Raw genomic sequence first — 22,396 nt, forward strand, 5'->3', positions numbered from 1 at the left:
CCGGGATGCCGGGCGTAGTACCGCCACTCCCTGTCGGAAGCGTCGCTGCCGGTCGAGGCAGCGGGGGAGCCTCGCCGATGTCGAGCCGGTTCGGTAACCCGGTGACCCAGACCTCACGCGTGGCACGCCGACACAGCCCGGAAGCGGCATAGGGTCGGAATCATGAGCGAGGAGAAGCAGTACCGCATCGAGCACGACACTATGGGCGAGGTCCGCGTTCCGGTGGACGCGTTGTGGCGTGCCCAGACTCAGCGGGCGGTCGAGAACTTCCCGATCAGCGGGCGTGGGCTGGAGCGGGCGCAGGTCCGGGCGCTCGGGCTGCTGAAAGGTGCCTGCGCGATCGTCAACCGCGACCTGGGATTGCTCGACGAGGCGCGGGCCGCGGCGATCGTCGCGGCCGCTGGTGAGATCGCTGAGGGGCGTCACGACGACCAGTTCCCGATCGACGTATTCCAGACCGGGTCGGGGACCAGTTCGAATATGAACGCCAACGAGGTGATCGCCTCGATCGCGGCAGGTCACGGGGTCACTGTGCATCCGAACGATCATGTGAACATGTCCCAGTCGTCGAACGACACCTTCCCGACTGCGACGCATCTGGCCGCCACCGAGGCCGTGATCAAGGATCTGCTGCCGGCCCTGGAACATCTGCGGCTGGCGCTGCTGGACAAGGCGACCGAATGGCGCACAGTGGTGAAATCGGGGCGCACTCATCTGATGGATGCCGTTCCGGTGACGCTCGGTCAGGAGTTCGGCGGTTATACGCGGCAGATCGCAGCCGGTATGGAGCGGCTACTGGCGACGCTGCCGCGGCTGGGTGAACTGCCGATCGGCGGCACAGCCGTCGGGACCGGCCTGAACGCGCCCGCCGGGTTCGGCGAAAAGGTGGTGGCGGAGCTGGTCCGGACCACCGGGATCGACGCGCTGACCGAGGCCGAGGATCATTTCGAGGCGCAGGCGGCCCGTGACGGATTGGTGGAGGTCTCCGGGGCGCTGCGGACCGTCGCGGTGAGCCTGACCAAGATCGCCAACGATATCCGCTGGATGGGTTCGGGTCCGCTGACCGGACTGGGTGAGCTGCAACTCCCCGATCTGCAGCCGGGTAGTTCGATCATGCCGGGGAAGGTGAATCCGGTACTGCCGGAGGCGGTTACCCAGGTGGCAGCACAGGTGATCGGAAATGATGCCGCGGTCGCGTTCGCCGGGGCGGGCGGACATTTCGAGCTGAACGTCTACATCCCGGTGATGGCACGTAATGTGCTCGAATCGATCCGGCTGCTGGCGGCGGTGTCGCGGTTGTTCGCCGACCGGTGTGTGCACGGGCTGACCGCGAACGTCGAACGCCTGCAGACGCTGGCCGAATCCTCCCCGTCGATCGTGACTCCGCTGAATTCGGTGATCGGTTACGAGGAGGCGGCGGCGGTGGCCAAACAGGCGCTGCGTGAACAGAAGACCATCCGGCAGACGGTGATCGATCGTGGGCTGATCGGGGACCAGCTCAGCGAAGCCGAACTCGATCGACGCCTGGATGTTCTGTCCATGACGAATATCGACAACAGCTGAAGCAGACGAACGGACCCGCCGCCCGCGGGACGGCGTGCGTCGCCTCGGCATGCGCGGAGAGGTGCGGTGCGACGCGATCGCAAATCATCGATCGCGTCGCACCGGGGGATTCAGGACCGGAACCGCGCCAGCTCCTCGCGAGCCGCTTCTCCGGTCTCGCCGAGATCGGTGCGGCCGAACACATCCCAGCGGCGCAGCAACGGCGCGAGGACCAGTTCGTCCTGTTTCGCCGGATCGTAGATCCCGGCTTCGGCCAGCGCCACGTCGCTGCTGCGCCCGTCGGGCAGAATGAGCGACGGGACCCGGAATGCGGCGACCTGATCGGCGACAGCCCGCATGGTCTGGTCCGGGGTCTCGGCGAAACCGGCGGCCACCAGGTCGGCGAAGACCGCGGCCTGCCTCTCGTCGTCCTTCGCGATCTGCTCGCTGATCGCCGTGATCAGCGGGTTCTCCCCGAGAGCGGCCGTATTGCGGTGGCGGATGGCCGCGGCGGTCTCCTCGAACGCGCAGGCGGCCAGCACATCCAGCAGATGCAGCGGCTCGCGCCGGAATCCGTCGGTCATATGGCCCATCCGCAACCGCTCCAGCTCCACCGGGTCACAGGCCCGGGTCGCCATCAGGTAGTTGCGGATCACGATGGAGTGCCGGGCCTCCTCCGCGGTCCAGCGGCCGACCCAGCGCCACCACGCACCGGTGCGCAGATACTTGCCGAGCTCCCGGTGATACGCGGGCAGATTGTCGGCGATCAGCACGCTCACGGTGAGCGCCAGCCGGGCCGTATCGCCGATCTCGGACTGTGCGGGATCCCAGTTCTCACCGCCGAGGAACGCGAAGTTGCGGCCGTCGTCCCACGGGACGAAGTCGTGCGGCTGCCATTCATCGGCGATCTCGGTATGGCGCCGCATGGTCAGTTCCACCTCTACCGCGAGCGATTCGAGCAGGTCGCGGTCGGTCAACAGTTTCTGCACGCACACACGGTAGCGGGTTGTCCGGAGAATGGCGTGAGCCCCGGGGTCGGGTTGGGGGATATGGGCGATCCGGCCGTCCCGGATGAGGTCCGCGCACAATGCGCGCTGCTCACAGGATGTGAACGCAGATTCCGGAAAGCGCCGTGCGAAGCCCCCGGGCAGCGACGGGGCGCCCGCCGTAGCGGACGCCCCGTGCCGTGGTCCTCAGTTCTCGGTGACCGTGGTGGAGCGGTCCGATGAGTTCCAGGTGATGGTGCCGCCCTCGAACTGGCTCTGCTTGCCGTCGGGGGTGGTCTCCTCGTCGGAGGTCGGGAACCCGAGTTCGCCATCGGCGCCGCCGTTGGCTTCCCAGGCTTCGCGGATATCGCCCCAGACGATATGGGCACCGGTGTCCGTGCTGAAGAAGATGGTGCCACCGGCGAAGTTCTGGTAGCGACCGCCGTCCCCGGCGACCTGCTCCTCGCCCTCGGGCATACCGAGTGTGCCGGTCGGGCCGCCCGCGTCGGTGTACTTCTGATAAATGCTGCCCTTCACGGTGACATCGGTACCGTCCGGGGTCTGCACGGTGGTTTCCCCGGCATCGGCATTGGGGTCCTCGTCGGGGGTCGCCGAGCCCTCGGCGCCCGTCGTCTCGGTGGCCGAACCCTCGGCGCCGGGGGACGCGGAAGGTTCGTTGGTGGCGCTGCCGTTGCCCGGCATGACCGCCGAGGTAAGGGAGCCGGCTGTGTCCGACACCGAGGTGTCGTCGTCACCGCAGCCGGCGACGAGTAGGCCCGCGGCGGCGAGTGCCATGGTGAATCCGGCCGAACGTCGAGCGAAGTGGTGCATGTCCATCCTCTCGCGACAGGCCGGTGTGATGGACGGACTGGTCCTGGTGGTTCATCACTCCGGCTGTGAATTCGGCAACGCAACGGCTACCCAGCGCAAGATCCGTGACGCTGCCAGTTCGGTGGCCACGCGGATATTACCCGCAACAGTCGAGGATTTGGCCGGATGCCGGAAATTTGCTGTGACGCGGCGGTTGGCGGTAGCGATCGCGATCGGTGGAACTCCGGCACGTGGTCCGGCACTCTCGAGCCCCGGACCACGGGGGGAGGTCAGGGCAGCGGCGGGGCCGCGTGCTCGTCGCCGTGGAAATCGACCGACGAGTACTCACGCAGTTTGGTGAGCCGGTGGTAGGCGTCGATCATCCGCACGGTGCCCGATTTCGACCGCATCACGATGGAGTGAGTGGACGCGCCGCCACCGTAGTAACGGACTCCGCGCAACAGATCACCATCGGTGACGCCGGTGGCGCAGAAGAAGACATTGTCACCGGCCACCAGATCCTCGGTGCTCAGCACCCGGTCCAGATCGTGACCCGCGTCGATCGCCTGCTGCCGCTCTTCGTCGTCTTTGGGCGCGAGCTTGCCCTGGAGCGCACCACCCATACAGCGCATCGCCGCCGCGGCGATGATGCCCTCGGGGGTGCCGCCGGTACCGACGAGGATATCGGTGCCGGAATCGGGTCGGGCGGCGGCGATCGCGCCGGCCACGTCACCGTCGGAGATCAGGCGGATCCGGGCCCCGGTATCGCGAATATCCTGGATCAGCCCGGTGTGCCGAGGGCGGTCCAGGACACACACGGTGATATCGGAGACCGACGCCTTCTTGGCCTTGGCCACCCGGCGGATGTTCTCCCGGATCGGCAGTGAGATATCGATGACATCGGCGGCGTCGGGTCCCACGGCGATCTTCTCCATGTAGAACACAGCCGACGGGTCGAACATGGCACCGCGCTCGGCGACCGCGAGCACCGAGATGGCGCCTGGCGAACCCTTCGACATCAGGGTGGTCCCGTCGATCGGATCGACCGCGAAATCGACCTCGGGACCGGTGCCGTCGCCTACGTCCTCACCGTTGTACAGCATGGGCGCTTCGTCCTTCTCGCCCTCGCCGATCACCACCACGCCGCTCATGGAAACCGAGCTGACCAGTTGTCGCATGGCATCCACGGCGGCCCCGTCGCCGCCCTCTTTGTCGCCCTTACCCACCCAGCGCCCCGCCGCCATGGCGCCGGCCTCGGTGACGCGGACGAGTTCGAGCGCGAGGTTGCGATCCGGTGCCTCGCGGCGGCTCGAAGCGGTCCAAGATGCCGTCATAGCGGGTGCCTCCTAGGTTGTGTAACTTGCCGTAATTGTCGCATCGCCGGAATACGTGCCGGTGTTCACCTGGTACGGCAGTACCGGGGGCGGCGCGGGGCCTCGCTCTTACCACAATGGATACTGGAATCGTGCCGAACAAGAAGCCACGCATCATGAACGACTACCGGGATCTGGTCTGGTCGCTGATCCCGTTGGTGCTGATCGCCGTGGTGTTCGCCGGGCTGACCAGCCAGTGCAGTTTCTCCGCGGGCGGGCCGACCCAGGGCACGGTTCCCAGCTTCGACGCCCCCGCGGCACTCCGCTCGGACGCACAGAACCTCTCGTTCCCGATCCGCGAACCGGAGCTCCCGCCGAACTGGCAGGCCAACTCCGGCAGCCGCGACACCATCACCCAACGTGGTGGCGGCACGGTGAGCACCATCGGATACGTCACCGGCGCGGGCACCTATATGGAACTCGACCAGAGCGATGCCAAGGAAGAGGTGCTGGCCGGGCATATCGTCGCCGGCCGCTATCCCGCGGGGACCCGGGAGATCGCCGGGCAGAAATGGGTGGTCTACGAAGAGCCCGGTGCCGAACCCGCGTGGGTCGCGGATTTCGGTGACAGTCGGGTGCTGATCCGGGGCGCCGGTAACGCCGAGGCGTTCGAGACGCTGGCTGCCGCGGTGGGGACCGCGCGGCCGCTGCCGGCCACCTAGGCTGCCGCAAGCCGGTGCCGCTCAGGTCACTGCGGGCGGGTGATCCGTAGGCCGCGACGATGGCCGGTCAATCCGCGTCGGCGGATTCGGCGAGTGCCTTCTCGACCCGCTGTCGCGCCCCGGCGAGATGTTCCTCGCAACGATCGGCGAGCGCCTCGCCACGTTCCCACAATGCGAGGGCGTCGTCGAGATCCATCCCGCCCTGCTCCAGCATCTTCACCACGTTGGCGAGCTCGTCACGGGCACGTTCATAGCCGAGGCCCGCAATATCGGCCAGGTCGTCGGCGCTGGTGTCGGACACGGTCAAGTCCTCTCGGGGTCGTCGGTCCGGCGGGTCGGGGAGCCGCGCTCACCGAGCGGGGTGGTGCCGAGAACGGCCGCGGAGATCGCGCCGTCGCCGACCCGGATACGCAACTGGCTTCCGGTAGGGGCATCGCCGATTCCACGCACCACATGCCGTTCGGGACCGTTCACCCGCTGCACGACAGCGTAGCCGCGGGCCAGGGTCGCGGCCGGACCGACCGCGGTCAGCTGACGCCGCAGATGGCCGGTGGTCACCGACTCCGTCCGGATCAGGCTCTCGGCGCTCCGGCGGGTCGCGGTGCGCAGACGTTCGATCTCCTCGTCTCGGTGACCGAGATCGCGCAGCGGGTCGGCCAGCACGGGTCGAGACCTCAGCTGTTTCAGCGCCGCGGTCTCCCGTTCGACCCAGCCGCGCAGCGCCGCCGCCGAACGGGAACGCAGTTCACGCACGGTCGCGGTCTCCGCGGCCGCATCCGGGACGATCCGTTTGGCGGCATCGGTCGGAGTGGCGGCCCGCAGATCAGCGACCAGGTCGGAGACCGGCGAATCGGGTTCGTGTCCGATGGCGCTGACGACGGGGGTCGTCGCGGCGACGATGGCCCGGCACAGCGTCTCATCGGAGAACGGCAGTAGATCCTCCACACTGCCGCCGCCGCGGGCCAGCACGATCACCTCGACCGCCGGATCGCGATCCAGCGCGCCCAGGGCGTCGAGGATCTGCGGGACAGCGGACGGACCCTGCACGGCGGTGTTGCGGATTTCGAAGCGCACCGCGGGCCAACGATCCCGGGCCACACTCAGCACATCGTGTTCGGCGGCGCTGCCGCGGCCGGTGATCAGCCCGATCGTGCCGGGGAGGAACGGGACCGGGCGTTTGAGCCGCGGATCGAACAGGCCCTCCGCATCCAACAGCGCCTTGAGCTGTTCGATCCGTGCCAGCAGTTCGCCGATACCGACCGGGCGGATCTCGGAGATCCGCAACGACAGGGTGCCGCGGCCGGGGAAGAAGGAGAGTTTGCCGTACACCACCACCCGGCTGCCCTCCTGCAGCGGAACGGCGGAATTACGCAGCAGCGCGGGATCGCATGTCACCGACAGCGACATATCGGCGGCCGGGTCGCGCAGGACGAGGAAGGCGGTGCGGGTGCCGGGCCGCAGATTGATCTGGGTCAGCTGCCCCTCCACCCAGATACTGCCGAGCCGGTCGATCCACTGGACGACCTTCATCGACACCGAGCGCACCGGCCACGGCTGCTCGGCGGAATTGGCGGGGGCGGGTGCCTGCCCGGGCCGGCCGGAACGGGTCGGGCCGGCCGCGGGCGCGGGATCGGCCCCGGTCACTGGGCTCGCACGGTGGCGATCCGGTTGGTCAGCATCGTCACGAACGCCGCGCGGTCCAGGGTGCGCTGCTCGTAGTCGAGCAGGGTGACCAGATCGGCGACCGTGAGCGTGCGCAGCCGGCCGCGCAGCTGGGCGAGGGTCATATTCGGATAGTCGTAGCGGGCGCCGACCTCGGGGAGTACGGGTCCGGCCGCCGGCTCCGGTTCGGCAACCGGTTCGGGATCCGCCGACGCGGCGGATTCGGGCCCGTCGACCGCGGCAGCGCCGACGACCACGTCATCGCCCGGATCGTCCGAGGCACCGATATCGAAGGTGGCCTCGGCGTCGAAGATGTGCGCCGCGGGCACCGCACTACCGTTGTTCTGGATCGCGCGCAAACCCGCCAGAGTTTCCTGCAGGGCCAGCTCCACCTCGACCGGATCGGATTCGAAACGGTCGAAACCGCTGCTGCGGCCGTGGGCGGCGGCGCCCGGCTCGCGGACCGGCGGGTCGTCGTCGTCCTCCTCGAAGGTGGCCCATTCGGGCCGCTCTTCCGGACGATTGACGATCCGGTCGAAAACCGAATCGCCTTTGATCGCGAGACTGGTGACGAACTGCTGGACGTGCATACCCGTCTGCAGTAATTGGCTCACCGCGGTCAGAGGTAGTTTCGCCGCGGTCGAAGGCAGCCGTCGCGTCTCCTCGAGAACGTAGACGGCGGCTCCGGCGGCGACGCGGGCCAGGAACGGTGGTCGAAACATAGTAATAGCCTGCCCGATATGGCGTGATCAGCAAAAGAGGGCGGCTGTGTTGTTTTGCCCCGCCTGCGGCGGGGCGGGTCGGGGCCCTATTAACCCCGGTTCTTCACTCCGGCGCTCAGTCGCTGCGCTCCTTCGCTCTGTCGCTCCAGAACCGGGGCGGGCCCCGACTGTGTCTGATTGCCCCGCCTGCGGCGGGGCGGTCGGGGCCCTCGTGACCCCGGTTCTTCACTCCGGCGCTCAGTCGCTGCGCTCCTTCGCTCTGTCGCTCCAGAACCGGGGCGGGCCCCGACTTCTGAGGTAGACCGCTCGGCGTTGTGCTCTCGGCGGTGAATCCGCCCACCCTGACGGCACGGGGACAACCGCTCGCTCGCATCCCGCGTTGGCGACGCGGGTGGCGGATGACCGGCGCGAATATAGCCGGACAAGGGTATGGACTGCGCCGCGAGCGGGGGAGCGTACGCCGGGAGCGGCCGCGGCGGTACGCACGTATTCTGTGGGGCATGTCCTCGGCCATACCGTTGAATGTCGGAATCACTCGCTCGGCCGGCGCCGCGCCCGCCGGCCCCGAAGAAAAACGAGTGCTGCTCGCCGAACCGCGCGGATACTGCGCGGGTGTGGACCGCGCGGTGGAGACCGTGGAAAAGGCACTCGAGAAACACGGCGCGCCGATCTATGTCCGCAAGGAGATCGTGCACAACCGCCACGTGGTGGAGACTCTGCGCGAACGCGGAGTGATATTCGTCGACACCACCGACGAGGTGCCCGAGGGGGAACTCGTGGTCTTCTCCGCGCACGGTGTCTCACCCGCGGTGCACGCGACCGCCGCCGCGCGCAGTCTGCGCACCATCGACGCGACCTGTCCGCTGGTGACCAAGGTTCACCAGGAGGCCAAACGCTTCGCTCGCGACGACTACGACATCCTGCTGATCGGCCACGAAGGTCATGAGGAGGTCGAGGGAACCGCCGGTGAGGCCCCCGAACACGTACAACTGGTCGACGGCCCCGGCGCGGTCGAGAAGGTGACCGTGCGCGACGAGTCCAAGGTGATCTGGCTGTCGCAGACCACGCTCAGTGTGGACGAGACCATGGAGACGGTGTCGCGGCTGCGGGAGAAGTTCCCGGCGCTGCAGGATCCGCCCAGTGACGATATCTGCTACGCCACCCAGAACCGGCAGGTCGCGGTGAAGGCGATGGCACCGGAATGCGATCTCGTGATCGTCGTGGGCTCGCGCAACTCCTCGAACTCGGTGCGTCTGGTGGAGGTCGCGCTGGGCGCGGGCGCCCGGGCGTCGTATCTGGTGGACTACGCGCGCGAGGTGGACCCCGCGTGGCTCGAGGGTGTACGCACGGTCGGCATCACCTCCGGCGCGTCGGTTCCCGAGATCCTGGTGCGCGGGGTGCTGGATATGCTCGCCGAACACGGGTTCGGCGAGGTCCAGCCGGTGACCACCGCCAATGAGACACTCGTTTTCTCGTTGCCACGGGAACTGCGGACCGCCCGGAGCTGACCCGCCGCCCTCACCCGCGTTCGGGCCGCTGCCGCTCCGGGATCGGTTCCCGGACGCGGGCGGCCTGTGGTGCTCGCGCCGGCTCCCCACGACGGGCGTTCGCGCGCGCCGGTTCCTCCTGGACGGGAGCTCCCGGGCGGGCGGGCCGGTGCTGGCGCATCTCACGGGTGCGCGGTGCGGCGCCCCGTACGGTCGGTTCGGCGGGCGGACGGCCCCGGTCCCCGCGGCGTGGAGGTTCGTCGAACGATTCGCGGGTGTAATCGGGCTCGGGGTGCTCGGGCCGCTTCGGCCGCGATTTCGCCTTGGTCTTGCCGTTGGTCTTCGAACGGGCCGCGAGGGTCTCGGCGCGCGACAGTTTGTTCGCACGTGCCGGTTTCCCCTCGCCGCCCGTGGAACGTTTCGCTTGTCCACGGCTCGGCCGCTTCGCGGTATCGCGCCGAGTCCGGTTCGCTGCCCGCTCCTTGGATTCGCCACGCGTCGCGCGCCGTTCGCTGCGGCCCCAGCTCGTCCCGCGCCGCGCGGCGGCGGTCTCCTGGGCCGCGTTCTCCGAGCGGAACTGCGCGATCCGGATACCTGCGACGATCAGCACCAGCGCAGTGGCCAGCATCATGGGCGGGAAGCGGTGCACCAGTGGGATCGCCAGGTTCAGCAGGATGTCCTTGAGGGAGGCGGTGCTGGTCCCGGTGAGCTGGCGATAGGCGATCGGTACGGCCACGAAGAGTAGTAGGGGCGGTAACACCATCGTGGTGAACAGGCCGCGGAACCGCACCGCCGCCACCGCCGCGAGACACCCGAGGATGTAGAACGCGCTGAAGGTGCCGGTCAGGTCCGTGACATCGCCGAGGGCATCGATGAGGAAACCCAGGAAGGTGCAGGCCGCAGCGATGAGAGCCGCGGCATAGGCCGGGACACCCGGCACCGTCGGCAATAACGAACGTTGCGGCGCGGGCACCCGGGAATTCACTCGTTGGGAAGCAGCCACGGATTGAACACTATCGTCCGGAAGGGTCGACCGTGTTACGGCACGGCGGGTCCGGTCCCACGATTGTCCGGAAAGTGTGGTCGGCGGCGGTATTCATCCTGTCGAGTGATCAGGAGCCGGCCCCGGCTCCGGACCGGCGGAGTGGGAGAGGGACGAGTCGGGGGCGCGACGACTCCGACCTCATCGCCGCAGGCGGCGCCACGGACCTGGGTGGCGCGCAACACGATGGCGCATTCGAGACATGTCCTCCGCGGGTTATGGGTTCGGCACCGTCAACGGAGCGGACAACCTCGGCGTGTTGCCGGTGTGGCGTCCCGGGTATCGGCACCGGCGTTGAAGCTGTCGGTGAGTTGCCCTAAATTCGCGGTCATGCGAATCCTGCATACGTCGGACTGGCATATCGGCCGCACCTTTCACGGCGTGGACCTGCTGGCCGACCAGTCGCGGGTACTCGAAGCGATCGCCGAGCTCGTCGCGGCCGAAGCCGTGGACACCGTCGTGGTTCCCGGCGACGTCTACGACCGATCGATCCCCAGTGCGGACGCGATCGCGGTGTGCAACAGGGGTTTCGAGGCGATCCGCGCGGCCGGGGCTCGTATCGTGGCCACCTCCGGTAATCACGATTCGCCGACCAGGCTCGGCGCCGGCGCCAGTTTCGCTGCGGCCGGGGGGCTGTATCTGCGGACCACGGTGGCCGATTCGGCCCGGCCGGTACTGCTGTCCGACGAGCACGGTGAGATCGCCTTCTACGGCATCCCGTACCTGGAGCCGGAGATATGCCGCGGCGAGCTCGGGATACCGCAGGCACGCTCGCACGCCGAGGTGCTCGAGGCGGTGGTGGACCGGATCCGGACGGATATGGGTGAACGGCCCGGCATCCGGGCGGTGCTGCTGGCGCACGCGTTCGTGGTGGGCGGCGCGGCGACCGGTTCGGAGCGGTCGATCTCGGTGGGTGGAGTGGAGACAGTGCCGCTGGGCATGTTCACCGAGCCGGGATTCGACTATGTGGCGCTCGGGCATCTGCACTCGCCGCAGACCCTCGCCGAGGCGGTGCGGTATTCGGGGTCGCCGCTGCCGTATTCGTTCGGGGAGAGCACCCACCGCAAGCAGGTATGGCTCGTGGAACTGGACGCCGCGGGCCCCGCCCGCGTCGTCGGATACGAATTACCGCTGGTCCGTGGCCTGAGCCGCCTCACTGGAACTCTCGAGGAACTCCTGGCCGACCCCGCGTGGGAAACGGCCGAACAGCACTACGTCTCGGTAACGCTCACCGACTATGCCCGGCCGGTCGACGCCATGCGCAAACTACGCGAGCGCTTCCCGCACGCGGTACACGTGGAATGGGAGCGACCGCAGGGCGACCCGGCCCTGCACTACCGGGAGCGGGTGCGCGGCCGCGACGACACCGATATCGCCCGCACCTTCCTCACCGATGTGCGCGGTGAGCCGAACCCCGCCGAGATGGACTGGCTGGCCCGCGCCATGGCCGCGGCTGTACGGGAAACCGAGGTGGTTCGCGACGATATCGGCGAGCCGGCGGTCGCTGATACGGAACTCACCGCATGAGGTTGCACCGGCTGGAGATGACGGCCTTCGGCCCGTTCGCCGCGACGGCCTCGGTCGATTTCGACGAACTCGGCGCGGATGGGCTCTTCCTGCTGCACGGCCGGACCGGGGCCGGTAAGACCACGGTGCTCGATGCCATCGCCTACGCGCTCTACGGGCGGGTCCCGGGAGCTCGCGGCGACAAGCGACTGCACTCCGATCACGCGCCCGCCGATATCCGCCCCGAGGTGATGCTCGAGGCGACGTTGGGCGGCCGGCGACTCCGGCTCACCCGACGGCCGGAATTCGAGCGGCCGAAACTGCGCGGCAGCGGGACCCGGGTGGAGAACGCCAAGGCCACCCTGGCCTGGTTGGACGGTCAGGGCACCAATCTGTCGCGGATCAACGAGATCGGCGACGAGATCGTGCGACTGCTGGGGATGAGCGCCGATCAGTTCTTCCAGGTGGTGCTGCTGCCGCAGGGTGATTTCGCGAAGTTCCTGCGCGCGGAGAACGAGGATCGCGAACGACTGCTCGAGAAACTTTTCGATACGGGTCGTTTCGGATCGGCCGAACAGTGGCTCGCCGCCCAGCGCAAGGCGTCGGGGGAGCAGATCGGCTCTCAGCAGCGCAATGTGGAGGATCTGATCACCCGGGTCGCGGTGACGGCCGGGATCGACCGTACCGAGCGGATCGATATCCTCGACGCGGTCGAATGGTCACAGGATCTGCTGACCGGTGCCCGCGGCGACCTGGAGACCACACAGCACGAACTGGACCGGCGACGGGAAGAGTCGGCCACCGCCGACGAGAATGCGGAACGGGAACGCCGGGCCGTCGAGCAGCGGCGCCGGCTGGAGTCGGCGCGACAGCAACTGGTGCAGTACACCGCCGCGGCCGAGATGCGAGCCGCGGATCGGGGCGAGCTGGATCGTGCCCGGCGGGCCGAACCGGTGGCCGCCGCGCTGGGCGAGGCCGAGACCGCGGTCCGCGCGGTTCGTGGCTGTGAAACGGAATCGGTGGCCGCGGCCGAACGGCTGGCCCGGCTGGCCGCCGAACCCGACAGCGCCGATGTTCCGGGGATCCACCTGGTACTGAATCACTCCGAGGAGGAGCGTGGTGATGGGCCCGAAGACCCCGACCGGGCCGGCTATGACGAGGATCTCGGCCTGGACACCGCGATCCGGGGGTGGAGCACGGTACTGGGCAAGCTCGACGAGATCCGCGCCGACGCGGCGACCGCCGACAAGTTGCGCGAGGAACTGGGCACACTGCGCACCTCCGCGGAAGAGCTCGGCCGGCGGGCGGCCGAACTCACCGATCGCCGGGCCCGGCTGCCCGAGGTCATCGCCGGAGCGCATGCGCGAGCGCGCGATGCCGACGACGCGAAGGCGGCGCTACCCGGCTTGCGTGCCGAACGTAAGCGGTTGCAGGAGGCTGCGACAGCGGCCGTGGACCTGGCCCGGGCGCGGTCCACGCTCGATCGGGTTCGGGTGGATCTCGATACCGCACGAGCCCGGCACCTGACGGCCCGCGAACATGTGCTGGACCTGCGGGAGCGACGGCTGGCCGGAATGGCGGCGGAATTGGCCGGCAACCTGGTGGACGGGCAGGCGTGTGCGGTCTGCGGATCGGCCGAACACCCCCACCCCGCGCAGCAGGCGGCGGGCGCGGTATCGAAAGGGGACGAGGCGGCGGCGGTCGCCACGGAACGCGCCGCCGAGGCCTCGCGTGATCGTTCCCAGGAGGCGCTGGCCGAGGTGGAGCGGGAGATCGAGGCGCTGCTCGCGCGCGGCGGCGATACCGACCGGGTCGAACTCGCCGCGGCCCTGCGGGCTGCCACCGAAAAGTGCGAGGACGCCGAGGAACTGGCCGAATCGGCCGAGGCATGCGCCGGCGAGCTCGCGCGGCTGCGCACCGACGAGACCCGGCTGCACGACACGTTGCGGGACACCGAGACCCGAGCCGGATCCGTGGCGGCCCGGAGCGAGGCTGCCGCGGCCCGGCTCGCCGAGATCGAAGCCAAGCTGCGTACCGCCGCCGGCCGGGACGGGACCATCGGGCGTCGCCGGGAGCGTCTGCACGCGTTGATCGGCGCCGCCGGCGACCGTCGGGAGGCGTATGCCGGGGTGCGGACGGCCTGGGCGCGGGTCGCCAACTGCGTCGTACGGGTCGAAAGGCTGGCGAGATCGGCGGGGCTGGTCCCGCCGACGAGTTCGGCCGCCCCGACGGACACAGCAGCCGGGGATCCGGGTAACGGAGCGGGCGAAACCGATTCCACTTCGGCGGAGATGCTCGCGACCCTGCGTGTGTACTCCCCGCTCGTCGGTGCCGCGACTCGGACCCCGCAGCGGCAGGATGCGCTGAGCGCGGATCTCGCCGCCGCCGACGAGATCCGCGCCGCCGCCCAGGCCGTACTCGATGAACCGGAGATCCGGGCCGCCGCGACCGTCGCCCCCGGCGATCCGGAAGTCTCGGCCGCTGCTGTGCGGAGCGCGCGTACCGCCCTGGACGGGGCGGTAGCCGCCCATTCGGCCGCCGTGCACCGGGTCACCCAGCTGGAGACCTTGTGCGGACAGTTGTGGGCGGCGGTGGACCTGATCGCGCCCGCGCAGCGGGCTCATCAGGAACTGGCGGATCTGGCCGAAGTGGTGGCCGGCCGGGGCGAGAACAACCGGCGGATGTCGTTGCGCTCCTACGTGCTCGCGGCGCGGCTCGAGGAGGTCGCGGTGGCGGGTTCGGCCCGGCTGCGCCGGATGTCGAGCGGCCGGTACGAATTCGTGCACACCGACCGAGCCGGCACCCACGGCCGGCGCGGTGGGCTGGGCCTCGATATCCGCGACGATTACACCGGCGCCATCCGGCCCGCCCGGACCCTCTCCGGCGGTGAGACCTTCATGGCGTCACTCGCGCTCGCGCTGGGGCTGGCCGATACGGTCGCGGCCGAGGCCGGTGGCATCATCCTCGACACGCTGTTCATCGATGAAGGATTCGGGAGCCTGGACGCGGACACCCTCGACGCGGTCATGGGCGTACTCGACGAGCTCCGTGCCGGGGGCCGGGTGGTCGGAGTGGTCAGCCATGTCGACGAGATGCGCCAGCGCATTCCCAGCCGCCTGCACGTCGTGCGCGGCCGCAACGGTTCCCGGTTGCACGCCACCATCGCCTGACCCGGACCTCAGGCTTCGAGATCGAGCAGCTGTCGCTTGATGTCCAGGCCCCAGCGGAAACCGCCGAGGGTGCCGTCGGTGCGCAGGATCCGATGGCAGGGGACGAACAGCGCGGCCGCGTTGCGGGCACAGGCGCTCGCCGCGGCGCGGGTGGCCGCCGGGCGGCCGGCGAGCGCGGCGAAAGCGGTGTAGGTGATCGGTTCGCCGGCGGGCACGGTACGCAGCACATCCCACGCGTGCTGGAGGAATTCGCCCGACCGCTGACGCACCGGGATCGGGTCTATCGCGATCGTTTCGCCGCGGTGGTAGGCGGTGACCGCATCGGTCACGGCACCCAGTTCGCGCCGGGCACGCAGCCCGGTCGGACGCAGCCCGGGATGGACCAGTGTGCGGAGCTCTTCGGGATCGGCCGTCCACCCGGACGCCAGGACCGCGCTGTCGGACGCGACGAGCGTGGTGAACGGGCCCAGCGGGGTGTCGACGATCGCGAAATCGGCGGTGCCGGTGTTGGTCGGTGCGGGCAGGGTGGCGGTGGAGGCGGACATCAGTCGGTACTCGCTTTCGCATCGGAATCGGTGGCGGGCGCGGCGGGGGCCCCGGATTCGGTCCGGGTGCGCAGTTCGGTCCGCCACAGGTGCATACAGAGATAGGAACGCCAGGGTGACCAGTGGGTCGTATCGGTCGGATCGATACCGTGCCGGGCGGCGCCGCGGCGGACGACGAGATCGGTGTGCAGCATGATGTCGGGGTCGGCGAGCAGCCGCATCGTGACGTAGTCCGCGGTCCACGGGCCGACCCCGTCCAGGGCCAGCAGGTCGCGCCGCAGCTCGGCCGCGGTCCGGCCCTGGTGCAGGACCAGATCACCGGAAGCGAGGGCCGCCGCGGCGGCGGTGATGGACCTGACCCGCTGGGCCGGGCCGGTGAGTATTTCGGCGCCGCGTTCGGCGATCGCGTCCGGAGTGGGGAAGAGACGGCTCACGGGTCCCTCCACCGGATCGCCGAGCGCGGCGACCAGCCGCGCGGTGTGGGTATTGGCAGCGGCCACCGAGATCTGCTGACCGATCATGGTGCGGAGCAGTAATTCCGGTCCGTCCACACAACCGGGCACCCGTATCCCGGGATCGAATCGGGTGCGGGAAGCGTGCGGTGCGCCGGTCGTCTCACCGGCCCGGGTGAGCGCCTCGTCGATCGCCACCGGGTCGGCGTCCAGGTCGAGCAGATGCCGGACGCGGGCGACTGTGGGCGCGAGGTCGCGCATATCGCGCAGAGTCAGTTCCGCCTGGACATATCCGGGCCGTACTGCCAGCCGTACTCCGGCGTGGCCGTGTGGGGTGCGGATATTGCGTAGATAGTGGTTCTCGCCGCCGGAGGTGGTCTGCCAGAGTTCCAGACCGGGCGCCACATGGGCGGACATGAACCAATCGAGCCAGTCGCGGTCCAGTGGCGCCCGGTAGGGGAGGCGTAGGGCGAGTGTCCCGTTGGCCGCGGCGGCGCGGCCGGCGGTGCGCTGTGCTTCGGTGCGCATGGTGCTCGGACTGACGGCGAACACCTCGCGGACGGTGTCGTTGAACTGTCGGATACTCGCGAAGCCCGCGGCGAAGGCGATATCCGACATCGGCATGGCCGTGGTCTGGATCAGCAGGCGCGCGGTATGCGCCCGGTGCGCTCGGGCCAGCGCCAGCGGTCCGGCGCCCAGTTCGGTGGTCAGTACTCGGGTGAGCTGGCGCTGCGAATAGCCGAGCGCCGATGCCAGCGCGGGTACGCCCCCGCGTTCCACCACGCCGTCCCCGATCAGGCGCATGGCGCGGGCGGCGAGGTCCGCACGGGTGTTCCACAAGGGGGATCCGGGTGCGGCGTCGGGTAGGCAGCGGCGGCAGGCACGGTAACCCGCCTGCTGGGCCGCCGCGGCGGTCGGCAGGAAGCTCACGTTGGTGCGCTTCGGAGTGATCGCCGGGCAGGACGGCCGGCAATAGATTCCGGTGGTGCGCACGGCGGTGTAGAACTGTCCGTCGAAACGGGAGTCGCGGGACGAGACCGCGCGATAGCAACGTTCGAAATCCAGGGCCGTGATGCTCACCCCACACACGATGTCAGCTCACGGAGCCTCGAGCTAGCGGGAAACGGACACCACCGCCGAACGCGGGGTAATAGCCGCGGCAACGGGAGGCGCAGGTCCGCTAGTTGCCGCGTGGTCCACCGAGGCCGGTGGGGGTGCTGCGGTAACGCGACGGCGGGGCCGGTCGGACCGGCCCCGCCGTTTCACGCGGTAGGTGTTCAGCAGCAGCGTGCGCCCGGGTTGCGTTCGGCGTCGGCGTACCGTTCACGCCAATACTCCCGCTCGCTCGCGACCGCGTGGCCGGGGTGCGTCCGGCGCATATGCGCGGTGTAGCGCTGGTAGTCCTGTCCGCCGACCACGGAATCGAGATACCAGAACACCGCCCGGACACCCCGCGCCAGCGTCGCCGGAATCCCGCGCAGCCGCGGCCACCCGGTCAACTCCGCACCTCCGCGTGCGCCGCGCCGGGTACCGCGGCCTCGCCCTTCGCGATCCGCTCGTCCCACTGCCGTTGCACGTCCTTCTCCGCCGAGGTGATCAGGAAACCACTGGGCGCGAAGATCTTCGACGGCTCCTCCGGTGATTCGGTGGTCGAGGTATCACCCGATTTCACCGTCCGGTAGCAGACCCACGCCGCCGCCAGCACCACGATCAGCACCAGCACCGCGAAGACGATGGACAGCACACCCTGGATGAACGTATTACGGATCACCGCGTCCACGTCGCCGGGCGTCTTCGCCGTCAAACACAGCTCACCGGCGTCGCGGGCGGCTCGGCAGATGCTGTTCTGCTTCCAGTACCCGACCTTCGGATCGGCGGAGAAGATCTTCTGCCAAGAAGCGGTCATGGTGACGATGAGATCCCAGGCCAGGGCGATACCGGGGATCCAGGCCCATTTCGTCAAACCCTTCTTCACCAGGATGGTCAACACCACCACCAGCGCGATCGCGGCCAGCAACTGGTTGGCGATACCGAACAGCGGGAACAGTGCGTTGATACCGCCCAGCGGATCCGTCACACCCATCAGCAGGATCGAACCCCAGGCCGCCACCACGACCGCCGAGCACAGCCAGGCACCCACCCGCCACGACGGATCAGCGAACTTCCGCGCCGGACCCCGCAGGTTCCCGAGTGAATCGGAGAGCATGAACCGCGCCACGCGGGTGCCGGCATCGATGGTGGTGAGGATGAACAGCGCCTCGAACATGATCGCGAAGTGGTACCAGAACGACTTCATCCCGGCGCCGCCCAGGAACCCGGAGAACACTTCGGAGATCCCGATCGCCAGCGTGGGAGCACCACCGGTACGGGAGATGACCGATTCCTCGCCGACATCCGTCGCGGCCTGGCTCAATTCGGCGCCCGTCGTAGGCGGACCGGAGAGGCCCAGGCCGTTCGTATAGGCGGCGGCGGTTTCCGCGGTTCCGCCGGTCGCCCCGGCCGGGGCGTTCATCGCGAAGTACAGGTGCTGATCGATGATCGAGGCCGTGATGATCGCCATCACCGCGACGAACGACTCCATCAGCATGCCGCCGTAGCCGATCACCTTGGCGTGCGATTCCTTCTCCAGCAGTTTCGGTGTCGTACCCGAGGACACCAGTGCGTGGAAACCGGAGAGCGCACCGCAGGCGATGGTGATGAACAGGAACGGGAACAGGCTCCCGGCGAAGGCCGGGCCGGTACCGGAGGTCGCGAACTCCGAGACCGCGGGTGCCTTCAGCACCGGCATCGTCACCAGGATGCCGACCGCCAGCAGGCCGATGGTGCCGATCTTCATGAACGTCGACAGATAGTCGCGCGGCGCGAGCAGCAACCACACCGGCAGTACCGACGCGACGAAGCCGTAGCCGATCAGCATCCAGGAGATGGTGACCGGGTGGAAGGTGAACCAGCCCGCCCAGGTGTCGTTGTGCGATACCCAGCCGCCCGCGATGATCGCCAGGATCAACAGGACGAAACCGATGGCCGAGATCTCGCCGACCGCGCCGGGGCGCAGATACCGCAGGTACACGCCCATGAAGAGGGCGATCGGGATGGTCATCGCGATGGAGAAGACACCCCAGGGGCTGTGCGCCAGCGCGTTCACCACGACCAGTGCCAGGACCGCGAGCAGGATCATCATGATCACCAGCACGCCGATGATCGCGGCCACGCCGCCGATCACGCCGAGTTCGTCGCGTGCCATCTGCCCGAGGCTGCGGCCGCGTCGTTTCATCGACACCCACAGCACCAGGTAGTCCTGTACCGCACCGGCGAATACGACACCGACGATGATCCAGATCGTGCCCGGCAGATATCCCATCTGCGCCGCCAGTACCGGCCCGACCAGCGGACCCGCGCCGGCGATGGCCGCGAAATGGTGCCCGAACAACACTCGCCGGTCCATCGGCATGAAGTCTTTGCCGTTGTCCAGGATCTCGGCCGGAGTCGCCAGGTCGTCGCGGGGTTTGACGACCCTGTATTCGATCAGCCGCGCGTAGAACCGGTAGGCGACGATGTAGGTGCACACCGCGGCGATCACGATCCATACGGCGTTCACGGATTCGCCCCGGGCGATCGCGAGAACCGTCCAGGCCACGGCGCCGAGCACCCCGATGGCCGCGAAGATCGCCTTCTTCGCCGGCGTGATCGGGGACCGGTCGACCACACCCACGGGGGGTAGGCCGGGGTCGGTCTTGAGATATTCGATAGTCCCCATCGGGCAACTCCTGTACAGCGAGCGGACATGCCGGTCACAAGAACGTAACCGATCACCGTTCGGCGCCGCGATGATTGCGACGAACGGTCGCTACGACGCGGCAAGCGGGACTGCCCGGACCGAGACAGGAATATCTCAGAGCGCAGGTCGAAGATGCGCGTGGGCCCAAGCCTCGAGCGTCGTCGGCGTCGTGGTGAGGACGGTCCGCTCGTTCTCGGGGACGAAGTTCTCGCGCAGCCCGATCGACATGCCTACGATCCCCTCGATCTGTCCGGTGCTCGCGCCGGCGGCGCGCAGTGCGGTGCGGACGTCGTCATCGGAGATGCGCGCAGCGCGTATCTCGCGTCCCAGCGCTCGGCTCAGGATCTCGGCCACCTGCGCAAAGGTCAGGTCTCGGGGCCCGTGCACGGCCTGTACCCGGCGGCCGGACCAGCTGTCCGCGAGCAGTCGGGTGGCCACGATATCGCCGATGTCGCGGGGATCGACCCAGGCCATGGAGTAGTCGAGTGGCCACGTGGTCTCGAGTACGCCCGTGCGTAGCGCCTCGAGCCCCATGAGCAGGTTGGTGAAGAAATAGCCGCACCGCAGGTGCAGGACGCCGGCGCCGGTGGCATCCAGCATTTCCTCGGTGCGGGCCAGTCCGTCGATCTCACCGGCCCCGTGCCGCTTCTCCGCGCCCACGCTGCTGAGGAATACGGTGCGGGCGATGCCGTTCTCTTCGACCGCGCGCGCGGCGTTGGCGCCCATGCGGGCATAACCGGAAGCTGGGTCGTCATCCGGTGTGGGTGGGTCCACCCAGAAGAGGGCATCGGCTCCTCGAGTTGCGCGCAGGACGATATCGGCATCTCCTTGGTCGCCCTGCACGACGTCGACGCGGTCACGCGTCTGCGCATCGAGTCGGTCGGGCGCGCGCAGCAGCAGTGTCGGACGCACACCTGCCTGCAGAAGAAGTTGCACGACTCGGGATCCGACGTGTCCGGTGGGGGTGGTGACGACGATCTTCCGACGCGGATGTTCGTTTGCCATGCCCGCGACGATAGGACAGGTTGTGGTCGAATCCTGACCACAATTGCGTTTACATTGAGCCTGATGACCGATCCGAGCACACGGACTCTGGAGCTGCTGTCGTTGCTGCAGAGTGGGCGCAGTTGGCCCGCGACCGAACTGGCGGCAAGGCTGGACATATCACCACGCACCTTGCGGCGCGACCTCGACCGCCTGCGTACTCTCGGCTACCCCGTCTCGTCGACGCGCGGGCCCGGCGGCAACTACCGGCTGGTCGCCGGGCGCGCCATGCCACCGCTGTTGTTCACCGACGACGAGGCAGCCGCCACGGTTGTCGGCCTCCGAATCGCCGCCCTCACCCTGACGGGCCGCGCCGGAGATGCTGCGGAGGGCGCCTTGCGCACCCTCGAACGGGTTGTACCCACCCGGCTGCGCGCCCGCATACAGGCGCTGACCGCCGCCACCGAAGTCACCTCCCATGCCCCCGGATCCCTTGATCTGCGTACCGTGCAACTGCTCGCCACCGCGGCCCACCTGCATCAGGACGTGCGCTTCGGCTACACCAGCCGCAGCCGAAAGCACACCGAACGTCGCGTCGAGCCCAACCGCCAGGTACTCCTCGGCCACCGCTGGTACCTGCTGGGCTGGGACCGCGACCGCGCCGACTGGCGCACTTACCGCATCGACCGGATCGACGCACTCACCCTCCCGGGCACCACCTTCACTCCCCGCGAGCTGCCCGCCACCCACCCGGTGAGCTTCGTCCAGGACAGCGCTCGGTTTCCCCGCACCCGCCACCGCGGTGTGGTGTCCTTCGCGGCGCCGCTCGCAGTGGTCGCCGACCGGCTCATCGCCGACGCCGGATCGCTGGAAGCCATCGACGACACCAGCTGCCGCTACACCGCCGGTACCGACTCCTGGGAATGGCTGTCCGTCACGCTCGCCACGGTCGGCGTGCCCTATACCATCGAAGGACCGGACGAACTCATCAGCTACTCCCGGAAACTGGCTGCCCGGATCGCCCGGGCCGCCGACGAATCGGGGTAGGCGGGATTCACCGGACAATCCCGGAGCTCGGGATAACTCGGGCCGACGCGGAATCGAGCAATTTCGGTCGGGCGACGGCAAGTCCGGCGTGCTTACGGTGGTGCAATGCGCGAAACCCCGGAAGAACTCACCGCATTACAGGCCCTGCTCGACGCGTCCCTCGCCGGGTCGACCAGTCATCTCCGCTCGATCATCGCCCCCGACCGAACGCTGACCGCCGAGCAGCTCACCACGATTCTCACCGGTATGCGCACCCTGGCGTTGTCCACGGTCACCGTGAAAGGGGAACCGCGGATCAGTGGCGTCGATGGTCATTTCCTGCACGGCCGGTGGTATTTCGGCACCGCGCGCACCGCGGCCAAGGCGCGCCACCTCACCGCTCGGCCGGCCGCCAGTGTCGCGCATATGCGAGGTGAGGAGCTGGGTGTGTTCACCCACGGCACCGCGGAGACCTTGAATCCGGCAGGGGGTGAACCGGACGCGGAGTGGCCGGAACTGCTCGCGTACTTCAAGGATCTCTACGGCGAGGAGGCCTTCGACTGGGACAACGATGTGGTCTTCTTCCGTCTGCGTCCGCACTGGATGACCGTCTACGCCCCCGACTTCGCGAAGCTCACCGCGGACTGAT

The 22,396-nt window shown here is 68.7% G+C and carries 19 protein-coding genes; 7 read left to right on the top strand and 12 right to left on the bottom strand.

The window, feature by feature from the left end; genetic code table 11:
• Positions 1–162: 162 nt before the first annotated feature.
• A complete protein-coding gene (locus OG405_RS01145; RefSeq protein ID WP_327149785.1) occupies positions 163–1,563 on the top strand; it encodes a class II fumarate hydratase in 1,401 nt (466 codons plus the stop codon).
• Between the two features lie 110 nt (positions 1,564–1,673).
• On the opposite strand, the gene OG405_RS01150 is transcribed toward OG405_RS01145, so the two are convergent.
• The 3 genes from OG405_RS01150 to glpX all read right to left on the bottom strand — a co-directional run bounded on the left by OG405_RS01150 (position 1,674) and on the right by glpX (position 4,672).
• A complete protein-coding gene (locus OG405_RS01150) occupies positions 1,674–2,531 on the bottom strand; it encodes an acyl-ACP desaturase (protein WP_327149786.1) in 858 nt (285 codons plus the stop codon).
• A gap of 204 nt (positions 2,532–2,735) precedes the next feature.
• Complete coding sequence (locus OG405_RS01155; RefSeq protein ID WP_327149787.1) at positions 2,736–3,359, bottom strand: LGFP repeat-containing protein; 624 nt, start codon at positions 3,357–3,359, stop codon at positions 2,736–2,738.
• 269 nt (positions 3,360–3,628) lie between these two features.
• Positions 3,629–4,672: a class II fructose-bisphosphatase gene (glpX, locus tag OG405_RS01160; RefSeq protein ID WP_327149788.1), complete on the bottom strand. Its 1,044-nt coding sequence runs from the start codon at positions 4,670–4,672 to the stop codon at positions 3,629–3,631.
• Between the two features lie 131 nt (positions 4,673–4,803).
• Here glpX and OG405_RS01165 point away from each other — a divergent pair, with 131 nt between their 5' ends.
• Positions 4,804–5,373 carry a DUF4245 domain-containing protein gene (locus tag OG405_RS01165; protein WP_327149789.1) on the top strand — a complete coding sequence of 190 codons (570 nt, stop codon included), beginning with the start codon at positions 4,804–4,806 and terminating at the stop codon, positions 5,371–5,373.
• 67 nt (positions 5,374–5,440) lie between these two features.
• Here the strand turns inward: OG405_RS01165 and OG405_RS01170 are convergent, their stop codons facing one another.
• The 3 genes from OG405_RS01170 to OG405_RS01180 form a co-directional block, all read right to left on the bottom strand.
• A complete protein-coding gene (locus OG405_RS01170) occupies positions 5,441–5,674 on the bottom strand; it encodes an exodeoxyribonuclease VII small subunit (protein ID WP_327149790.1) in 234 nt (77 codons plus the stop codon).
• A 2-nt stretch (positions 5,675–5,676) separates the two neighbouring features.
• The gene (xseA, locus tag OG405_RS01175) at positions 5,677–6,918 is read right to left on the bottom strand and encodes an exodeoxyribonuclease VII large subunit (protein WP_327152590.1); all 1,242 of its coding nucleotides are present in this window, start codon (positions 6,916–6,918) and stop codon (positions 5,677–5,679) included.
• A gap of 95 nt (positions 6,919–7,013) precedes the next feature.
• Complete coding sequence (locus OG405_RS01180; protein ID WP_327149791.1) at positions 7,014–7,757, bottom strand: lipid droplet-associated protein; 744 nt, start codon at positions 7,755–7,757, stop codon at positions 7,014–7,016.
• 500 nt (positions 7,758–8,257) lie between these two features.
• On the opposite strand from OG405_RS01180, the gene OG405_RS01185 reads away from it, so the two are divergent.
• Positions 8,258–9,265, top strand: a complete 1,008-nt coding sequence (locus OG405_RS01185) for a 4-hydroxy-3-methylbut-2-enyl diphosphate reductase (protein WP_327149792.1) — start codon at positions 8,258–8,260, stop codon at positions 9,263–9,265.
• Positions 9,266–9,275: 10 nt separating this feature from the next.
• On the opposite strand, the gene OG405_RS01190 is transcribed toward OG405_RS01185, so the two are convergent.
• Positions 9,276–10,247 (bottom strand): DUF6542 domain-containing protein, encoded by a 972-nt coding sequence (locus OG405_RS01190; RefSeq protein ID WP_327149793.1) that lies wholly within the window; start codon positions 10,245–10,247, stop codon positions 9,276–9,278.
• 369 nt (positions 10,248–10,616) lie between these two features.
• On the opposite strand from OG405_RS01190, the gene OG405_RS01195 reads away from it, so the two are divergent.
• Together OG405_RS01195 and OG405_RS01200 are read left to right on the top strand one after the other, a co-directional pair.
• On the top strand, positions 10,617–11,813 hold the full coding sequence (locus tag OG405_RS01195) for an exonuclease SbcCD subunit D (RefSeq protein WP_327149794.1): 1,197 nt from the start codon (positions 10,617–10,619) through the stop codon (positions 11,811–11,813).
• Positions 11,810–14,962: an AAA family ATPase gene (locus tag OG405_RS01200; protein ID WP_327149795.1), complete on the top strand. Its 3,153-nt coding sequence runs from the start codon at positions 11,810–11,812 to the stop codon at positions 14,960–14,962. The genes OG405_RS01195 and OG405_RS01200 overlap by 4 nt, the downstream gene beginning before the upstream one ends.
• Before the next feature lie 8 nt (positions 14,963–14,970).
• Here the strand turns inward: OG405_RS01200 and OG405_RS01205 are convergent, their stop codons facing one another.
• The 5 genes from OG405_RS01205 to OG405_RS01225 form a co-directional block, all read right to left on the bottom strand.
• On the bottom strand, positions 14,971–15,507 hold the full coding sequence (locus OG405_RS01205; protein WP_327149796.1) for a methylated-DNA--[protein]-cysteine S-methyltransferase: 537 nt from the start codon (positions 15,505–15,507) through the stop codon (positions 14,971–14,973).
• Positions 15,507–17,039 carry an Ada metal-binding domain-containing protein gene (locus tag OG405_RS01210; protein WP_327149797.1) on the bottom strand — a complete coding sequence of 511 codons (1,533 nt, stop codon included), beginning with the start codon at positions 17,037–17,039 and terminating at the stop codon, positions 15,507–15,509. Before OG405_RS01210 ends, OG405_RS01205 begins: the two co-directional genes overlap by 1 nt.
• Positions 17,040–17,236: 197 nt before the next feature.
• Positions 17,237–17,398: a YbdD/YjiX family protein gene (locus OG405_RS01215; RefSeq protein WP_442790808.1), complete on the bottom strand. Its 162-nt coding sequence runs from the start codon at positions 17,396–17,398 to the stop codon at positions 17,237–17,239.
• Between the two features lie 56 nt (positions 17,399–17,454).
• Positions 17,455–19,716 (bottom strand): carbon starvation CstA family protein, encoded by a 2,262-nt coding sequence (locus OG405_RS01220; protein WP_327149798.1) that lies wholly within the window; start codon positions 19,714–19,716, stop codon positions 17,455–17,457.
• A gap of 135 nt (positions 19,717–19,851) precedes the next feature.
• A complete protein-coding gene (locus tag OG405_RS01225; protein ID WP_327149799.1) occupies positions 19,852–20,742 on the bottom strand; it encodes an NmrA family NAD(P)-binding protein in 891 nt (296 codons plus the stop codon).
• A 63-nt stretch (positions 20,743–20,805) separates the two neighbouring features.
• Here OG405_RS01225 and OG405_RS01230 point away from each other — a divergent pair, with 63 nt between their 5' ends.
• Positions 20,806–21,768 carry a helix-turn-helix transcriptional regulator gene (locus OG405_RS01230; RefSeq protein WP_327149800.1) on the top strand — a complete coding sequence of 321 codons (963 nt, stop codon included), beginning with the start codon at positions 20,806–20,808 and terminating at the stop codon, positions 21,766–21,768.
• A 105-nt stretch (positions 21,769–21,873) separates the two neighbouring features.
• Positions 21,874–22,395 carry a pyridoxamine 5'-phosphate oxidase family protein gene (locus OG405_RS01235; RefSeq protein WP_327149801.1) on the top strand — a complete coding sequence of 174 codons (522 nt, stop codon included), beginning with the start codon at positions 21,874–21,876 and terminating at the stop codon, positions 22,393–22,395.
• Position 22,396: the final 1 nt, after the last annotated feature.

This window comes from Nocardia sp. NBC_01329 (assembly GCF_035956715.1).
Classification (GTDB): Bacteria; Actinomycetota; Actinomycetes; order Mycobacteriales; family Mycobacteriaceae; genus Nocardia.

Coding starts and splice junctions, on each gene's coding strand:
- OG405_RS01145 (WP_327149785.1), top strand. CDS start 163: ATGAGCGAGGAGAAGCAGTACCGCATCGAGCACGACACTATGGGCGAG.
- OG405_RS01155 (WP_327149787.1), bottom strand. CDS start 3,359: ATGCACCACTTCGCTCGACGTTCGGCCGGATTCACCATGGCACTCGCC.
- glpX (WP_327149788.1), bottom strand. CDS start 4,672: ATGACGGCATCTTGGACCGCTTCGAGCCGCCGCGAGGCACCGGATCGC.
- OG405_RS01180 (WP_327149791.1), bottom strand. CDS start 7,757: ATGTTTCGACCACCGTTCCTGGCCCGCGTCGCCGCCGGAGCCGCCGTC.
- OG405_RS01185 (WP_327149792.1), top strand. CDS start 8,258: ATGTCCTCGGCCATACCGTTGAATGTCGGAATCACTCGCTCGGCCGGC.
- OG405_RS01195 (WP_327149794.1), top strand. CDS start 10,617: ATGCGAATCCTGCATACGTCGGACTGGCATATCGGCCGCACCTTTCAC.
- OG405_RS01200 (WP_327149795.1), top strand. CDS start 11,810: ATGAGGTTGCACCGGCTGGAGATGACGGCCTTCGGCCCGTTCGCCGCG.
- OG405_RS01205 (WP_327149796.1), bottom strand. CDS start 15,507: ATGTCCGCCTCCACCGCCACCCTGCCCGCACCGACCAACACCGGCACC.
- OG405_RS01220 (WP_327149798.1), bottom strand. CDS start 19,716: ATGGGGACTATCGAATATCTCAAGACCGACCCCGGCCTACCCCCCGTG.
- OG405_RS01225 (WP_327149799.1), bottom strand. CDS start 20,742: ATGGCAAACGAACATCCGCGTCGGAAGATCGTCGTCACCACCCCCACC.
- OG405_RS01230 (WP_327149800.1), top strand. CDS start 20,806: ATGACCGATCCGAGCACACGGACTCTGGAGCTGCTGTCGTTGCTGCAG.
- OG405_RS01235 (WP_327149801.1), top strand. CDS start 21,874: ATGCGCGAAACCCCGGAAGAACTCACCGCATTACAGGCCCTGCTCGAC.